The 15,621-nt window shown below is 56.3% G+C and carries 12 protein-coding genes and 5 tRNA genes; 14 read left to right on the forward strand and 3 right to left on the reverse strand.

The features are described from left to right. Window positions 1-55: 55 nt before the first annotated feature. Together asd and rsgA are read right to left on the reverse strand one after the other, a co-directional pair. Window positions 56-976, reverse strand: a complete 921-nt coding sequence (gene asd / locus LQ901_RS00250) for an archaetidylserine decarboxylase (protein ID WP_152117772.1) — start codon at window positions 974-976, stop codon at window positions 56-58. Between the two features lie 328 nt (window positions 977-1,304). Then, window positions 1,305-2,348: a small ribosomal subunit biogenesis GTPase RsgA gene (gene rsgA / locus LQ901_RS00255; protein WP_010864782.1), complete on the reverse strand. Its 1,044-nt coding sequence runs from the start codon at window positions 2,346-2,348 to the stop codon at window positions 1,305-1,307. 86 nt (window positions 2,349-2,434) lie between these two features. On the opposite strand from rsgA, the gene orn reads away from it, so the two are divergent. The 6 genes from orn to LQ901_RS00285 all read left to right on the forward strand — a co-directional run bounded on the left by orn (window position 2,435) and on the right by LQ901_RS00285 (window position 3,705). Next, complete coding sequence (gene orn / locus LQ901_RS00260; RefSeq protein ID WP_039045735.1) at window positions 2,435-2,980, forward strand: oligoribonuclease; 546 nt, start codon at window positions 2,435-2,437, stop codon at window positions 2,978-2,980. Between the two features lie 196 nt (window positions 2,981-3,176). After that, window positions 3,177-3,252 (forward strand) — tRNA-Gly (locus LQ901_RS00265). A 34-nt stretch (window positions 3,253-3,286) separates the two neighbouring features. Continuing rightward, window positions 3,287-3,362: transfer RNA gene (locus LQ901_RS00270), tRNA-Gly, on the forward strand. 44 nt (window positions 3,363-3,406) lie between these two features. Beyond that, window positions 3,407-3,482: transfer RNA gene (locus LQ901_RS00275), tRNA-Gly, on the forward strand. 35 nt (window positions 3,483-3,517) lie between these two features. After that, window positions 3,518-3,593: transfer RNA gene (locus LQ901_RS00280), tRNA-Gly, on the forward strand. A gap of 36 nt (window positions 3,594-3,629) precedes the next feature. Further along, window positions 3,630-3,705, forward strand: a tRNA-Gly gene (locus tag LQ901_RS00285). Window positions 3,706-4,195: 490 nt separating this feature from the next. Here the strand turns inward: LQ901_RS00285 and queG are convergent. Continuing rightward, on the reverse strand, window positions 4,196-5,392 hold the full coding sequence (gene queG, locus LQ901_RS00290; protein WP_115150129.1) for a tRNA epoxyqueuosine(34) reductase QueG: 1,197 nt from the start codon (window positions 5,390-5,392) through the stop codon (window positions 4,196-4,198). Here queG and LQ901_RS00295 point away from each other — a divergent pair. From LQ901_RS00295 to hflK, 8 genes are all read left to right on the forward strand, one after another. Next, a complete protein-coding gene (locus tag LQ901_RS00295) occupies window positions 5,391-7,031 on the forward strand; it encodes an NAD(P)H-hydrate dehydratase (protein ID WP_152135765.1) in 1,641 nt (546 codons plus the stop codon). The two genes, queG and LQ901_RS00295, sit on opposite strands and share 2 nt — an antisense overlap. A 27-nt stretch (window positions 7,032-7,058) precedes the next feature. Further along, window positions 7,059-7,523, forward strand: a complete 465-nt coding sequence (tsaE, locus tag LQ901_RS00300) for a tRNA (adenosine(37)-N6)-threonylcarbamoyltransferase complex ATPase subunit type 1 TsaE (protein WP_233672377.1) — start codon at window positions 7,059-7,061, stop codon at window positions 7,521-7,523. A 2-nt stretch (window positions 7,524-7,525) separates the two neighbouring features. Further along, on the forward strand, window positions 7,526-9,682 hold the full coding sequence (locus LQ901_RS16815) for a LysM peptidoglycan-binding domain-containing protein (protein WP_152135764.1): 2,157 nt from the start codon (window positions 7,526-7,528) through the stop codon (window positions 9,680-9,682). Between the two features lie 2 nt (window positions 9,683-9,684). After that, the gene (gene mutL / locus LQ901_RS00320; RefSeq protein WP_152135763.1) at window positions 9,685-11,751 is read left to right on the forward strand and encodes a DNA mismatch repair endonuclease MutL; all 2,067 of its coding nucleotides are present in this window, start codon (window positions 9,685-9,687) and stop codon (window positions 11,749-11,751) included. Next, window positions 11,744-12,670, forward strand: coding sequence for a tRNA (adenosine(37)-N6)-dimethylallyltransferase MiaA (miaA, locus tag LQ901_RS00325; RefSeq protein ID WP_039045738.1), 927 nt, complete (start codon window positions 11,744-11,746; stop codon window positions 12,668-12,670). The genes mutL and miaA overlap by 8 nt, the downstream gene beginning before the upstream one ends. Before the next feature lie 93 nt (window positions 12,671-12,763). Next, window positions 12,764-13,057, forward strand: coding sequence for an RNA chaperone Hfq (hfq, locus tag LQ901_RS00330; protein WP_010864772.1), 294 nt, complete (start codon window positions 12,764-12,766; stop codon window positions 13,055-13,057). 23 nt (window positions 13,058-13,080) lie between these two features. Then, window positions 13,081-14,379, forward strand: a complete 1,299-nt coding sequence (gene hflX / locus LQ901_RS00335; RefSeq protein ID WP_010864771.1) for a ribosome rescue GTPase HflX — start codon at window positions 13,081-13,083, stop codon at window positions 14,377-14,379. Between the two features lie 42 nt (window positions 14,380-14,421). Next, entirely contained in the window at window positions 14,422-15,621 is a 1,200-nt protein-coding gene (gene hflK, locus LQ901_RS00340; RefSeq protein ID WP_010864770.1) for an FtsH protease activity modulator HflK, read from the forward strand.

The raw sequence follows: 15,621 nt of genomic DNA on the forward strand, positions 1-15,621 counted from the left end.
CCGCCGCGAACGACGGTCTAAATACTGTTAACGTTCAGCCGCAGGCTGGCGTTAGTCAGGCTCCGGAGTGCGGGGATGCGAGGGTGGTGTCACCTTCAGCAGAACTCGGGGCACTCAGCAGCCGGGCAAAACGCTCGCCCATGCGGGTGGTAACACCTTGCTGTAATGTGCACTCAAATGCAACACTGCCTTCAGGAAACAGGTTGATTACCGTGGAGCCGAGCTTAAAACGGCCCATTTCCTGACCTTTGGTCAGATGTACCGCTTGCTCGTCACCGGCGGCCGGATAGGTCCAGCGCTGCAACTCGCCACGGCGTGGTGGGGTAATGGTTCCCGCCCACACGGTTTCGATGCTGCCGACGATGGTGGCACCAACCAGAATCTGCGCCATTGGGCCGGCGGCGGTATCAAACAAGCAGATCACTCGCTCGTTACGGGCAAACAACCCCGGCACGTTTTCCGCGGTCAGTGGATTCACTGAAAACAGCTCACCCGGCACGTAAATCATCTCGCGCAGAGTGCCGTCACAAGGCATATGCACGCGGTGATAATCGCGCGGAGACAGGTAAGTGGTGGCAAAGGCGCCATGACGAAAACGTCGTACCCACTCGGTTTGGCCGGCCAGCAGCGCATCCAGTGAATAGTAGTGGCCTTTGGCTTGCAGCAGCAGATCGTCACGCAGCGGGCCAATCTGGCTGATCATGCCGTCAGCGGGCAGGCACAGGCTGTTGTGCGTAAAATCAATCGGACGCGCGCTGTGTTTTAGCGGACGGGTGAAAAATTCGTTGAAACTGGCATAGGCGCTCAGATCGCTCTTTTGCGCTTCTTGCATGTTGATGCCGTAATGACGGGCAAACAGCCGGATCACCCAGTGTGTCAGCGCGCCGGCGTTTTTTTCCGCCGCCCAGCCGGCCAGTTGGGTCAGCCGCTGTTTTGGCAGCAGATACTGCAGTGCAATTTTTACTTGGTTGAACACCTGTAGCTTCTCCGTTCACCTAGAGTCTGTGCGGGCAGTGTCATGGGGCGAAACCTCGTTATGTATCCGAGGTTGCCTGACTGCGTGCGCAGTGCGTATGCATAAAAGGCGCGCATTTTACCCGTAATCCGCCGCCTTGTCAGTGTTGATGCAGGTTGACCGCGCCGGTCAGCTGCGTCATACCCGCCATTTCTCTTATCACGTCATGCTGATGCGCATGGCATGCGACTTAGGCGACAGCGCTAACACTGCGCGCGGCTAAGCGCTGTGTCGCACCGCTTAGCGTACGCAGAGGACAGCCTCACCGCGCAGGGTGAGGCGCACCGAGTCAATTATCGCGCTGTGGGAAATGGCGGCGGGCACGGGCCAGCAGCATGCTTTCCAAAATGCGGTGATAACTGTCGTAACGGGTTTGGCTGATTTTGCCTGCCTCCACGGCTTCGCGGATCGCGCAGCCTGGGTCGTTATCATGCTTGCAGTCGCGGAATTTGCACAGGCCGAGGTAGTCACGAAACTCGATGAAAGATTCGGTAACTTGCTCCGGATCCAGATGCCACAGACCGAATTCGCGGATCCCCGGGGAGTCAATCAGGTCGCCGCCTTCCAGCAGGTGATACAGACGCGCGGCGGTGGTGGTGTGCTGACCGAGACCCGAGTTATCTGATACCGCGCCGGTACCGGCATTGGCCTCTGGCAGCAATGCGTTGATCAGGCTGGATTTTCCTACCCCTGATTGACCCACGAAAATGTTGATGCGCTCGCGCAGGGCGTCATTGAGCTCATCCATGCCTTCGCCGGTATGGGAAGACACCCACAAGATGCGATAGCCGATGCTGTGGTATTGCTCCAGTGCTTCGACCGCCCATAAGCGATCTTCGGCGCTCAGCAGATCGACTTTGTTCAGCACAATCAGCGGCGCGATGTTGACCTGCTCGCAGGCTACCAGATAACGGTCGATAATATCGGTAGACAGCTCAGGGACTACCGCCGAGACGATCACAATCTGATCGATGTTGGCAGCGACCGCTTTGACGCCGTCATAAAAATCTGGACGGGTGAGCACCGAGTGGCGTTCATGCACTGCCTCGACCACGCCGCTGATCCCGTGAATATGCTCCTTGCCTGGCCGCCAAACCACTTTATCACCGGCCACCAAGCTGTTGATGGCGCGGCGCAGGTTACAGCGGTGCAGGCTGCCGTCTGCGGCCTCGATGTCGGCATGCATACCGAAACGGCTGATGACTACCCCTTCTTGGGCATCGCCGAGCAGGGCATCATCCCATTCCGGATTTTGGTCTTTTTGCTTCAACCGGCGTTGCTGGTTGGCATTGACTCGGCGTTGTTGGCCGAGGGTTAGCTTTTTCTTACTCAAAGTGATTTGCTCTTTGGTAATTACACGCAGGGAGTTTAAACCCTGTATCATACACGCAGTTTGCGAGAAAAAATGCAGGAGTGCCCATGGCCGCTGATAAAGAAAATTTAATCTGGATTGATATGGAAATGACCGGACTCAATCCGGATACCGATAAAGTGCTGGAGATCGCTACCATTGTGACCGACAAGCACTTGAACATTTTAGCCGAAGGGCCGGTACTTGCCATTCATCAGCCTGACGATGTTCTGGCGGGGATGGATGACTGGTGCACCCGCACCCATACCGAAAGTGGTCTGGTGGCCCGCGTGCGCGCCAGCACCTGTAGCGAAGCACAAGCCGAAGCGCAGACGCTGGATTTTCTGGCGCAGTGGGTACCTGCGGGCGCGTCACCGATTTGTGGCAACAGCATCGGTCAAGATCGCCGCTTCTTGTATCGCCACATGCCGCTGCTGGAGCAGTACTTCCATTACCGCTATCTGGATGTCAGTACCTTAAAAGAGCTGGCGCGTCGCTGGAAGCCTGAAATTCTGGCGGGTTTTAGCAAGCAAGGCACCCATTTGGCGTTGGATGACATCCGTGAATCTATCGCGGAGCTACGCTATTACCGTGAGAATTTCATCCGTTTATAAGTGACTTGCGCGCCGTGACGGCAAAATTTGCTGGCAAATTATCCGGATTGGCCGATTTGTCAGCAGACGCGCTAGCGATGACAAGTTTTTTGCTTTAGGGGGTTGCGTCGCGGGGGAATCTCCGTATAATTCGCAGCCCGTAGCAATGATGAATTCGACCTGTTCGAGTGCTTCGCTGTTACGCCGTGTAAGTGATGCGGGAATAGCTCAGTTGGTAGAGCACGACCTTGCCAAGGTCGGGGTCGCGAGTTCGAGTCTCGTTTCCCGCTCCAAACTTACACCGTCCGATGTCTGTTATCTGTGAATGCGGGAATAGCTCAGTTGGTAGAGCACGACCTTGCCAAGGTCGGGGTCGCGAGTTCGAGTCTCGTTTCCCGCTCCAGACAGCCATCACGACGTAAAACCTCAGATTACACATTCTGCGATGCGGGAATAGCTCAGTTGGTAGAGCACGACCTTGCCAAGGTCGGGGTCGCGAGTTCGAGTCTCGTTTCCCGCTCCAATCTGATGTGTAAGATGAGCATGCCGACATACCGTGCGGGAATAGCTCAGTTGGTAGAGCACGACCTTGCCAAGGTCGGGGTCGCGAGTTCGAGTCTCGTTTCCCGCTCCAATCAAGATATGTCAGCAGCAAGACGATTACCGTTATGCGGGAATAGCTCAGTTGGTAGAGCACGACCTTGCCAAGGTCGGGGTCGCGAGTTCGAGTCTCGTTTCCCGCTCCAATCGTCTCACCGGTTCCACGTTATCTTCGTCACAAAAAATCGAATCTGAATAGCCCTCGAGGGCTTTTTGTCGTCTGCGGATTCTTTAACTGTTTTCCTCTGTGTTCAGACCGTTATACACAAGCGGGTCTATGCGCTGTGGCGCGTGGCGTTGCCGCACCTGTAAACAGAGTTATCCACAGCTTTACGCCTACTGAACCACTGCAGAAAGTCAGCTTTTTATGCTGAACTTTGCCCGTGGAAGCCGCTAATCCTGCGTAATCACGGGATTTTCCTGTGCTGCATCACTAAAACTGGCCACTTGCCTGCGCGTCGGTTTACGCCCTGCTTTAAATTGTTATCCACATATCCCCAGTGTAAGAACGCCTTACGGTGCATCCGTCAATCACGACTGTAATAATTAGTGATCCGTTTCGCGCCGATGCGGATTGGGCGTTGCATAGGTTGTGGCTAAGCGTAGGAATTATCGGCGGTGGCGTTGCAGAGAAAATTAAGCGTCGCGTGGCAATCCTTTTTCGATGGCGCGCACCAGACGGCGCTGTTGGGTTGTCTGCACCGAACTGGCGTTGATGTTTTGTTCGGTTGCTGGTTGCACGCTAATGGCTAAGGCGCTGCGTTTTTGCCACTGTTCGTCCAGCGCCCACTGAATGTGCTCATCCACCAATTCATCCGCCCCTAAGCGACTTTGCAAGGCCAGCACGATGTCGGCCTGATACGGGGCGTTACCCAGTGCTACGGCCAGATTACGCAGCCAGCGACGATGTCCGATGCGCCGAATCGGCGAGCCTTCGGTCAGGCGCAAGAAGGTGGCTTCATCCCACTGCCATAGGGTTAGTAATTGCGGGGTGTGCAGATGCGCGCGCGGCGAAAAATCGGCTTCTTCGGTCAGCGGTGCGACTCGGCTCCACGGGCAGATTAGCTGGCAGTCATCACAGCCATAAATGCGGTTACCCAGCGCGCGGCGCAGTTCGAGCGGAATAGCGCTGTCTGATTCGATAGTCAGATAGCTGATACAGCGCCGTGCATCGACCACATAGGGCGCAACAATCGCGCCGGTCGGACAGGTGGTCATGCAGGCCACGCAGCGCCCGCACTCTTGCTCTACCGGTGCATCGACCGGCAGCGGCAAGTCCACCAATAACTCACCCAAGAAAAACCAAGAGCCTGCTTCACGATTAAGTAGTAGTGAGTGTTTACCAACCCAGCCAAGGCCGGCATTGGCGGCCAGAGGTCGCTCCAAAATGGGGGCGGAGTCTACAAACGGGCGAAAGCCTAATGCGCCGACTTCGGCTTGGATTTTTTCGCCCAACTGTTTGAGACGCTGGCGCAGCAATTTGTGGTAATCGCGCCCCAGCGCATAACGGCTGATGTAGCCGCTCAGTGGATCGCGCAGCACTTTAGCAAAACGGGCATCGGGCGGGAGATAATTCATCCGCACACTGATCACTCGCAGCGTACCGGGATGCAATTCGCTAGGGCGTGCGCGCATCATGCCGTGGCTCGCCATCCACCCCATCTCACCATGGTAGTGATTATCCAGCCACGCTTGTAGGCGTGGCTCGTGTTCACGCAAGTCTGGCAGGCAAATGCCAACCTGCTGGAAACCTAGCGATTTACCCCATTGCTTGATAGATTGGGCCAACTGAACCAAATCAGGGGCCGCAGGCGTGGCGGATGATGATGTCATGGATAGATCAATTCGTTGTGAAGAGGCAGCAGCACAGATAGCGTCCAGTTTACCACATTCCTTATACGATACCGCGTGGGTCCGTCGGGCCGAGCAGCAGGGCGCGGCGGCGCAGGGGATCTCATTGTGGCAACTGATGCAGCGCGCAGGTGCCGCGGCGTGGCAGTGGATTGAGCAGCATTACCCTGACCTGCGTAGTCTGGTGATTGTATGCGGCAACGGCAATAACGGCGGCGATGGGCTGGTCTTGGCGGCGCTGGCTGCTCAAGCGGGAGTGCGTGTCAGTGTCTACATGCCCCCCTTTGCGGGGCAAACGCTGGTGCAACCGGCGCAGCAAGCATTGCAGGCGTGGTTGGCGCAAGGCGGCCATCTGCTACATGATTTGGCGCGGTTAGACACCCAAGCCGATTTGGTGGTGGATGCCCTGCTGGGCATTGGTGTGCGCGGCGCAGTGCGCCCTGAATTGGCCAAGGTTATCCAGTGGGTGAATACTCACTCTATGCCGGTGCTGGCGTTAGATATTCCGTCGGGGTTACAGGCCGACAGCGGCACGGTGGCTGGTGTTGCGGTGCGCGCCAAGGCCACGTTAACGCTGGTGGCGCTCAAACGTGGGCTGTTTACCGGTCAGGCGCGCGATTATACCGGCGCGGTGTATTATGCCGCGCTTGGGCTTGATGCGTGGCTGGCAACTCACTCTTCGCCTTGGCTGCGCCTATCGCATGCGGATTTAGCGCGCTATTTACCGGCGCGTAGGCCCTGTAGCCACAAAGGCGAGCATGGCAAGGTGTTGGTGCTTGGCGGTGAGCTGGGTACCGGCGGCGCGGTGTGTTTGACGGCAGAAGCGGCGCTGCGAAGCGGTGCTGGCTTGGTGCGGGTACTGACGCGCGCCGAACATGTGCCGGTATTGCTCATCCGCTGCCCAGAAGTGATGGCTCACGTTTATACTCCCGCCGCGCTGCAAGAAGCGTTAGCGTGGGCAGACGTGATTGCGTGCGGGCCGGGCTTAGGGCAAGGCCCCTGGGCGCAGGAGATTGTGGCGGCGGTGCAGGCTGCGGGTAAACCGACGATCTGGGATGCGGATGCGCTGAATGTACTGGCTTCCAATCCATTACGTTTTTTAAATCAAGCCAATCAAGCCGGAGAGCACAGCGCGGATATTGAGCCGCGTCATCGCGCTAACCATATACTGACCCCGCATCCCGGGGAGGCTGCGCGTCTGTTAGGCTGCTCAATTGCCGACATTGAACAAGACCGTTTTGCCGCTGTGCGCCAGTTACAACAGCGCTGGGGCGGCGTGGTGATCCTCAAAGGTGCCGGAACCTTAATTGCGGATCGGGAACATATTGCGCTAGCCGATGTCGGAAATCCGGGAATGGCTTCCGGTGGCAGCGGCGATGTTTTGTGTGGCATTTGTGCAGCGCTTTTGGCACAGACTCTCTGTATTTACGCGCGGCAATGCTATGATCTGCATAACGAAGCTACGGAAGGTACAGCTGATCCCTTACAGGATGCGGCTTGCGCGGCAGTATTACTGCATGGCGCGGCGGCTGACCAATGTGCGTTACAGGGAATGCGCGGAATGCTGGCCAGTGATTTATTACCGGTTCTGCGGCAGCTGGGGAATCCCAACCAGAAATAATCCAATCAGAATTAATAACCAATGACGATGAAATCTGTGTCTTTTGATTTGGCGGATGAAGCTGCCACCGTAGAGCTGGGACGCCGTCTGGCACTGCACTGTTCGCAGGCTACTGTGTTGTATCTGCATGGCGATTTAGGCGCCGGTAAAACCACTTTTTGCCGTGGTTTCCTGCAAGCCCTCGGCCATGCTGGCAATGTCAAAAGCCCGACCTACACACTGGTCGAGCCGTATAACTTACCCCAGTGGAATGTGTACCATTTTGACCTGTATCGCCTCGCCGATCCGGAAGAGCTGGAGTTCATGGGGATCCGTGATTATTTCACCGAACGCGCCTTGTGTCTGGTGGAATGGCCGCAACGTGGCGAAGGGTTCCTGCCGCCACCGGATCTGAGCCTGACTCTGCGTTATGACGGTGAAGGACGCCAAGCCCAGCTACAGGCCAACACGCCATACGGACAACAACTGGTTGAGCACCTGAGTGACGAATAAGGATGTGGATTAAACCTCGCTGGCCACTCGCTCTGGGGCTGTTGCTCTGGAGTATCGGCTTGCCGCTGTGGGCGGCAGTATTAACGGATATTGCGGTACGTGACGGCAGCGGCGGCAGCAATCAGGTGACCTTGAGCTTCTCCGGCAAACCCACTTATGGCTATTTCAGCTTAAGCGGGCCGGATCGGCTGGTGCTGGATCTGCGTAACACGCGCAAAGAGATGAGTCTGCCGAAGCGCTATCGCGGCAAATTGGTGGAGACCATCCGCACCAGCACGCCGCCACAAGGCGGCACATTGCGTTTGGTGATGGAGTTATCGCAGCGAGTCAACGCCAAGGCGGTGACCGAGTCACGCGGTGGCAACAAATACCAAGTGGTGTTGACCATCAAGCCACAAAGCGGCAGTAGCCGCAGCAGCGCGACGACCAACAGCCGTCAGGAGCTGCGCAGCACGCCAGGGCGTAGCAGCGAGCGGATCGTGATCGCCATTGACCCCGGCCACGGTGGACAAGATCCCGGTGCGATCGGCAAAAATGGCCTGCGCGAAAAGCAGGTGACGATTGCGATTGCCACCAAATTGCGCGACTTACTTAACCGTGACGGCAACTTTAAAGCCGTGATGACCCGTGAGCGCGATTACTTTATTTCGGTGGGCGGACGCTCGGAGATTGCGCGCGGTAAAGATGCGCAGCTGCTGGTCTCTATTCACGCGGATGCGGCGCCCAATCGCAGTGCCAAAGGTGCCTCGGTGTGGGTGCTGTCTAACCGGCGCGCTAACTCTGAGATGGGGCGCTGGCTGGAAGATCATGAAAAGCAATCCGAATTGCTCGGTGGGGCCGGTGAAGTACTCTCCGGTAACAACAATGACCGCTATCTGAGCCAGACCGTACTGGATCTGCAGTTCGGGCATTCGCAGCGTGTTGGCTACGATGTGGCATCTCGGGTACTGCGCGAAATGGGGCGGATTTCGCCACTGCACAAGCGTCGTCCAGAGCACGCGAGCCTCGGCGTATTGCGTTCGCCGGATATTCCGTCATTGCTGGTGGAAACCGGATTTATCTCAAACCCTACCGAAGAGCGTTTGTTAGGTAGCAGTTCGCACCAAACTAAAGTGGCGACCGCGATTTATCACGGGATCCGCAGTTACTACCGTGACCATCCGGCAGCACGCAGTACTCCGGCGCCACAGCCACCAGCTCGGAGCAGCAGCGTTAGCCAGCCAGAGCCAGTACGCAGTAGTGCCGGTAGCAGTGCCAGCAGTAAAGCGCCGGTGGTCGATATTGATCAGCCAGGGCCGATTGTCGAAAAAGCGCCGGTTAAAGTGAGCAGTAGCGCGGCAAAAGCGCAGGTACACGTGGTGAAACGTGGGGAAACCCTGACCCGCATTGCCGAGCAGTATGATACCGATGTGGCGACCTTGAAGCGCTTGAACCGGATGAAGTCCGGTGAGCTGTTGGTCGGGCAGAAGTTGAAATTGCCGTCAGCGGCTAGCAGCAGTTCGGCCGAGGTCACGGAGAGCCGTCCACGCCCACCGGTAGTCGATCAGCCTGAGCCGGTTGTCGAAAGTCGTGCGGCGGCCAGTGCTACGACCGTTCATACCGTCACGCGTGGTGAAACCTTACTGCGCATCGCGGAAAAATACGACACCACACTGGCTGAGCTGCGCAGCTTGAACAATCTCAAGCGCGATCAAGTCAATGTTGGGCAGAAACTGAAAGTGCCGTCCGGCAAAGCAGCCAGTGCACCGGTAAGCAGTAAATTGGCACCTGACAGCAGCAAAGCGCCGTCGCGCGGCAAGTTAGAGGTGTATCAGGTGCAGCGTGGCGACACGCTGGGCAAGATTGCCGCGCGCTACGCCGTTTCGATGGAGACCATCAAATTTGCCAACCAGATGCACAACAATCAGGTGCAGGTCGGGCAAAAACTGAAGATCCCGTTAGATGGTGCAGCGCCAAAAGAGAGCGACCAAGACCACAGCAAGGCAGGCGGTAAGACCAAAGAAAGCGCGCGGCCAAGTCACCATAAGGTCAAAGCCGGTGAAACCTTATCTGGGATCGCTGATCGCTATGGCGTCGGTTTGTCGCAGCTGCGTAAATACAACCACCTGAAATCGGATCAGGTGAATGTCGGCCAGAGCCTGAAAATTCCGCAGGAGTAACTATGCCTATCCAGATCTTGCCTCCGCAATTAGCCAACCAGATCGCCGCCGGTGAAGTGGTTGAGCGCCCCTCGTCGGTGGTTAAAGAGCTGGTGGAAAACAGTCTGGATGCGGGAGCCACCCGAATTGAAATCGACATCGAAAAGGGCGGTGCTCGGTTGATCCGAATTCGTGATGACGGTTGTGGTATCGACAAAGAGCAACTGGCGCTGGCGTTGGCGCGCCATGCCACCAGTAAAATCAGCTCGCTCGACGATCTGGAAGCGATTGTCAGTCTCGGATTTCGCGGCGAAGCGCTGGCCAGTATCAGCTCGGTATCGCGTCTGACGCTGACCTCACGTACCGCAGCGCAAAGCGAAGCGTGGCAGGCATACGCCGAAGGGCGAGATATGCAGGTGACGGTGAAACCGGCCGCTCATCCGGTAGGTACTACGCTGGAAGTGTTGGATCTGTTTTTCAACACCCCCGCACGGCGCAAGTTTTTGCGTACCGAAAAGACCGAGCTGGCGCATATCGATGAGGTGGTGCGCCGCATCGCCTTAGCGCGTTTTGATGTCAGCTTTATCTTGCGCCATAACGGCAAAGTGCTGCGCCAATATCGGGCCGCCGCGAATGCCGAGCAGCGTGAGCGCCGTTTAGCCGCAGTGTGTGGACAAGAGTTTTTGCAACATGCCCTCGCGGTGGAGTGGGAGCATGCCGACCTGAAAATCAGCGGTTGGGTGTGTACGCCGCAAGGCTCGCGGGCGCAAAATGACATGGCGTACAGCTATGTCAATGGCCGCATGATGCGCGATAAGCTGATCCATCATGCGATCCGACAAGCTTACCAAACCTTGTTGCAAGACTCTGAGCATCCGGCTTTTGTGCTGTATCTGGAGTTAGACCCGCATCAGGTGGATGTGAACGTGCATCCGGCTAAACATGAAGTGCGTTTCCATCAGGCGCGTCTGGTACATGATTTTATCTACCAAGCGGTGCTGACCGCGTTACAACATGCCAGCCCAGCGGCAACCGCTGCCTCTGATGCGGCTGACTTTGCCCGTGATGCTCTGCAAGATGCCACGCCGCGCGCCGCTGCTGGCAGCAGTGAGTTTACGGCGGTCAGCACGCCGAGCGACTATGCATCGAGAGAGCATGCACCGCGAGAATATACCGATACCCCACCGGCGCGTGCGGCGTCGGCAGAGGCTCATCCGGCGAGCGTGCGCGAGCGTAGCGCTGGTTATGGTGGTCATGGTAGCTATACTGGCTCGTACGCTGGAGCGGCACCGGTGTCGCGCGAGCAGGCAGCGGCTTATGCTCGCCTGATGCAGCCTGCGCCAGTTGACACTTCTGACACCACGGCAGCATCGCCAACCGCCGCGACACTGTTTCCGAGTGCGCCGTCTGTCGTGGCCATGACCGGGGCGGATCCCCGTTCAGATTCTGCCAATTCGGTAGGGGGTCATCCGGCGACTGCGGCTCAACGCCCAGAGCCGCGACCAGAAGTGAATGATTGCCGAGCGCCGCAAGGCTCGCTGGGGCGGGCGCTGAGTGTGGTCAATGGCCGTTTTTTACTGCTGGAGCAAAGCCAAGGGCTAGCCTTGTTATGCTTACCGCGCGCCGCCTTGTGGCGCGTGCAGGCTCAGCTAACCCCAGAAGGACAGCCACTGAAAGCGCAGCCGCTGCTGATCCCCTTACAACTGACGCTCAGCGCTGAGCACGTGACCTGTATTCGTAGCCAGCAGGCGCTGTTGCAGCAGTTAGGGCTAGATTTATACAGCTCTGAGCGTAACAAAGTCTTGGTACGCGCAGTACCATTACCGCTACGGCATCACAACTTACAACAAATTATTCCGCATCTATTGAATAAACTCTGTGCTGACCCAACCATAGACATAGCGTTGCTGGTGGCGTGGTTGGCCGAACAACTCAAGGACGAGCAGGAGCGTTGGAGCTTGTCGCAGGCGGTGAGCCTGGTGGCGGATATCGAGCACTTGTGTGCTGAACGCGTGCGGCAGGAATACCAAACACTGATTAAACCTGTACAACTTGAGGCGGCGATGGCCGCATTTGACCATCATGACTAAATTACCACCAGCCCTCTTTTTGATGGGACCGACCGCATCAGGCAAAACTGATCTGGCGATCCGTTTACGGCAACAGCTGCCGGTGGAAGTGATCAGTGTGGACTCCGCCCTGATCTATCGCGGTATGGATATCGGTACCGCTAAGCCGTCGGCTGACGAGTTGGCGCTAGCACCACACCGGCTGATCGACATCCGCGATCCGGCGCAGGCTTATTCTGCCGCCGATTTTCGTGCCGATGCGCTGCGCGAAATGGCCGAGATCACTGCCGCGGGTAAGATCCCGCTGCTGGTTGGCGGCACTATGTTATATTTTAAAGCCCTGTTAGAAGGGTTATCGCCGTTACCGTCGGCCGATCCGGTGGTGCGGGCGGAGATCGAGCAGGCGGCCGCAACCCGTGGTTGGGCTGCCTTGCATGAAGATTTGCAACGTATTGATCCGGTCTCTGCGGCGCGGATCCATCCCAATGATCCGCAGCGTTTAAGTCGGGCATTGGAAGTTTTTGCCATTTCAGGTAAAACTTTAACAGAGCTGACGCAAATTCAGGGAGATCAACTCCCGTATCGCGTTCAGCAATTTGCAATTGCACCGGCAACGCGGGCGCAATTGCATGAACGTATCGCCATACGCTTTCAGAACATGCTGGAAGCAGGGTTTGAACAAGAAGTACGGAAGCTGTTCGAGCGCGGCGATCTTAATCCGGATCTGCCATCGATCCGGTGCGTGGGTTATCGGCAGATGTGGGAACATTTGCGCGGTGATTACGATGCACAGGAAATGGCATACCGGGGTATTTGTGCCACCCGCCAACTGGCGAAACGGCAGATGACATGGTTGCGAGGTTGGCCTGAAGTAACGTGGCTAGACAGTGATCAGCCACAAGAAGCGTTACAAATCGTTATCAAAGCTATTAGAGGTTGAATAATGGTTTGTGTACAATCTTCTATGCTCCCATGTGCACTATTAATTAATTGAATAATTGCTACAACAACAAACAAATAAGGAAAAGAGAAAATGGCTAAGGGGCAATCTCTGCAAGACCCGTTTTTGAACGCACTGCGCCGTGAGCGCGTTCCGGTTTCTATTTATCTAGTTAACGGTATCAAGCTGCAGGGCCAGATCGAATCTTTCGATCAGTTTGTGATCCTGCTGAAAAACACAGTCAGCCAGATGGTTTATAAGCATGCTATTTCAACGGTAGTTCCGGCTCGCCCTGTATCGCATCACAGCAACAGTGGCCACACCGGTACAGCTCATGCCGCGCAGGGTTCTACTCCAGCACCGCAAGAACTGACTGACACTGAATAATTCCGGCTTTAGGAGCCATTAGCTTGTTTGATCGTTATGAAGCTGGTGAACAGGCGATATTGGTGCACATCAATTTCCCGCAAGAGCGGGATGTAGAGGATCTCAGAGAGTTCGAGACTCTGGTATCCTCTGCGGGTGTTACGGCGGTGCAGGTGATCACCGGTAGCCGCCGTGCGCCGCATTCCAAGTATTTCGTCGGCGAAGGTAAAGCCGAAGAGATCGCGGCGGCGGTAGCCGCCACTGGTGCATCGGTCATCCTGTTTAACCACGCACTCTCTCCCGCCCAAGAACGTAACCTTGAAGGTTTGTGTCAATGCCGCGTCATTGATCGCACCGGTCTGATCCTGGATATTTTTGCCCAGCGCGCCCGTACTCACGAAGGTAAGTTGCAAGTTGAACTCGCTCAGCTACGCCACTTAGCCACACGTCTGGTACGCGGTTGGACACACCTGGAGCGACAAAAAGGCGGTATCGGTCTACGTGGGCCGGGGGAAACGCAACTGGAAACGGACCGTCGTCTGCTTAAAGAGCGGGTCCGTGTGATTTTGAGCCGATTGGAGAAAGTCGCTAAGCAGCGCCAGCAAGGACGTCGCGCACGAAATCGTGCCGAGATCCCTACGGTGTCGTTAGTTGGCTATACCAACGCCGGTAAATCGAGCCTGTTTAACACCATCACCGAAGCTGGGGTGTACGCAGCGGATCAGCTGTTTGCCACGCTGGATCCGACGTTGCGCCGGATTGACGTAACCGATGTTGGACCGGTGGTATTGGCCGATACGGTGGGCTTTATCCGTCACTTGCCGCACGATCTGGTCTCCGCATTTAAAGCTACGCTACAAGAGACGCAGGAAGCTACACTGTTACTGCATGTGATTGATGCGGCCGACCCGCGGATCGATGATAACATTCAGGCCGTGGAGCATGTGCTGCACGAGATTGAGGCCGACGAAATTCCGGTCTTGCGCGTGATGAACAAAATTGACCTGATTGATGAGGTCGTACCGCGCATTGCTCGTAATGACGAAGGTGTTCCAACCCACGTCTGGGTGTCAGCCCATACCGGTGCCGGTATGGATTTGCTGTTTCAGGCGATCAGTGAATTACTGGCACAGGATATTGTGGAGTATCAGCTGCATTTGTCGCCGCGCCTGTGGCGTCTGCGCAGCCGTCTGTATCAGCTCGACGCGTTAGTGGATGAACGCATCGATGAGGAAGACGGAAGCCTGTGGTTAAATATCCGAATGCCGGCGGTAGACTGGCGTCGTTTATGCAAGCAGGAAACCGAGTTGGAAGCGACAATTCATACCGAGGTATCTGCTTAAATTGTAGTGCCTGACGGCACGTTTTAGTTAATGGAGTAAGAGATGGCGTGGAATCAGCCCGGTAACAACGGACAGGACCGCGACCCTTGGGGTAACCGCAGTGGTGGCCGCGATCAGGGTCCTCCGGATCTGGACGATGTATTCCGCAAGCTTGGCAAGAAATTAGGTGGCGGGAAGAACAACAACGATGACCCGAATAATCCGGGCAGCAGTCAGGGCTTTAAGTTCACCCCGCGTTTGGTGGGGCTGGCGGTAGCCGCTGCGGTCTTGGTATGGGGCGTCAGCGGGTTCTATACGATTAAAGAAGCCGAACGGGGCGTAGTCACCCGCTTGGGCAAATATGACCGTATTGTGCAGCCTGGCCTGAACTGGAAGCCAACCTTCATCGAATCGGTCACCCCGGTGAACGTGGAGGCGGTACGTGAGTTACCGGCATCGGGTTTCATGCTGACTCAGGACGAAAACGTGGTGCGCGTGGAAATGAACGTGCAGTACAAAGTCGCCGACCCGGCCAAATACCTGTTTAGCGTCAGCAACCCTGATGACAGCTTGCGTCAGGCTACTGACAGCGCCCTGCGTTATGTCGTCGGTCACACCAAAATGGATGAAGTGCTGACCCGAGGCCGTGCCAAGGTTCGTCAAGATACTTGGGTGCTGCTGGATCAAATCATCGCGCCATACAACATGGGCTTGCAGGTGCTGGATGTGAACTTCCAGTCAGCGCGTCCGCCAGAAGAAGTGAAAGAAGCTTTCGATGACGCTATCGCGGCGCAAGAAGATGAACAGCGTTTCATCCGCGAAGCGGAAGCCTATGCGCGTGAAGTTGAGCCAAAAGCGCGTGGTAACGTGAAGCGGGTTGAAGAAGAAGCACAAGCTTATAAAGAGCGCGTGATTCTGGAAGCCAAGGGTGATGCGGATCGCTTCAATGCACTGCTGCCAGAGTATCAGGCGGCGCCTAAGGTAACCCGTGAGCGTATGTACCTCGATACCATGGAAAAAGTGTTGAGCAACAGCAACAAGGTGTTGGTGGATACCAATGCCAATAACGTGCTGATGCTGCCAACGGATTCCCTGATGAAGAAAGACGGTGCTCAAAGCGCAGCTGATGCTGCCGCCGCTGCCGTTAGCGTCCCGTCGTTGAACGAGATCGGCCGTAACTCCGGTACTTACAACAGTACCGAAGGACAAGGACAAGACAGCCGAACCAACGTCAACAGCCAAGACCGTCAGGGGAGATTCTAA

This window comes from Plesiomonas sp. PI-19, assembly GCF_021368255.1.
Classification (GTDB): domain Bacteria; phylum Pseudomonadota; class Gammaproteobacteria; order Enterobacterales; family CAMTGL01; genus Plesiomonas; species Plesiomonas shigelloides.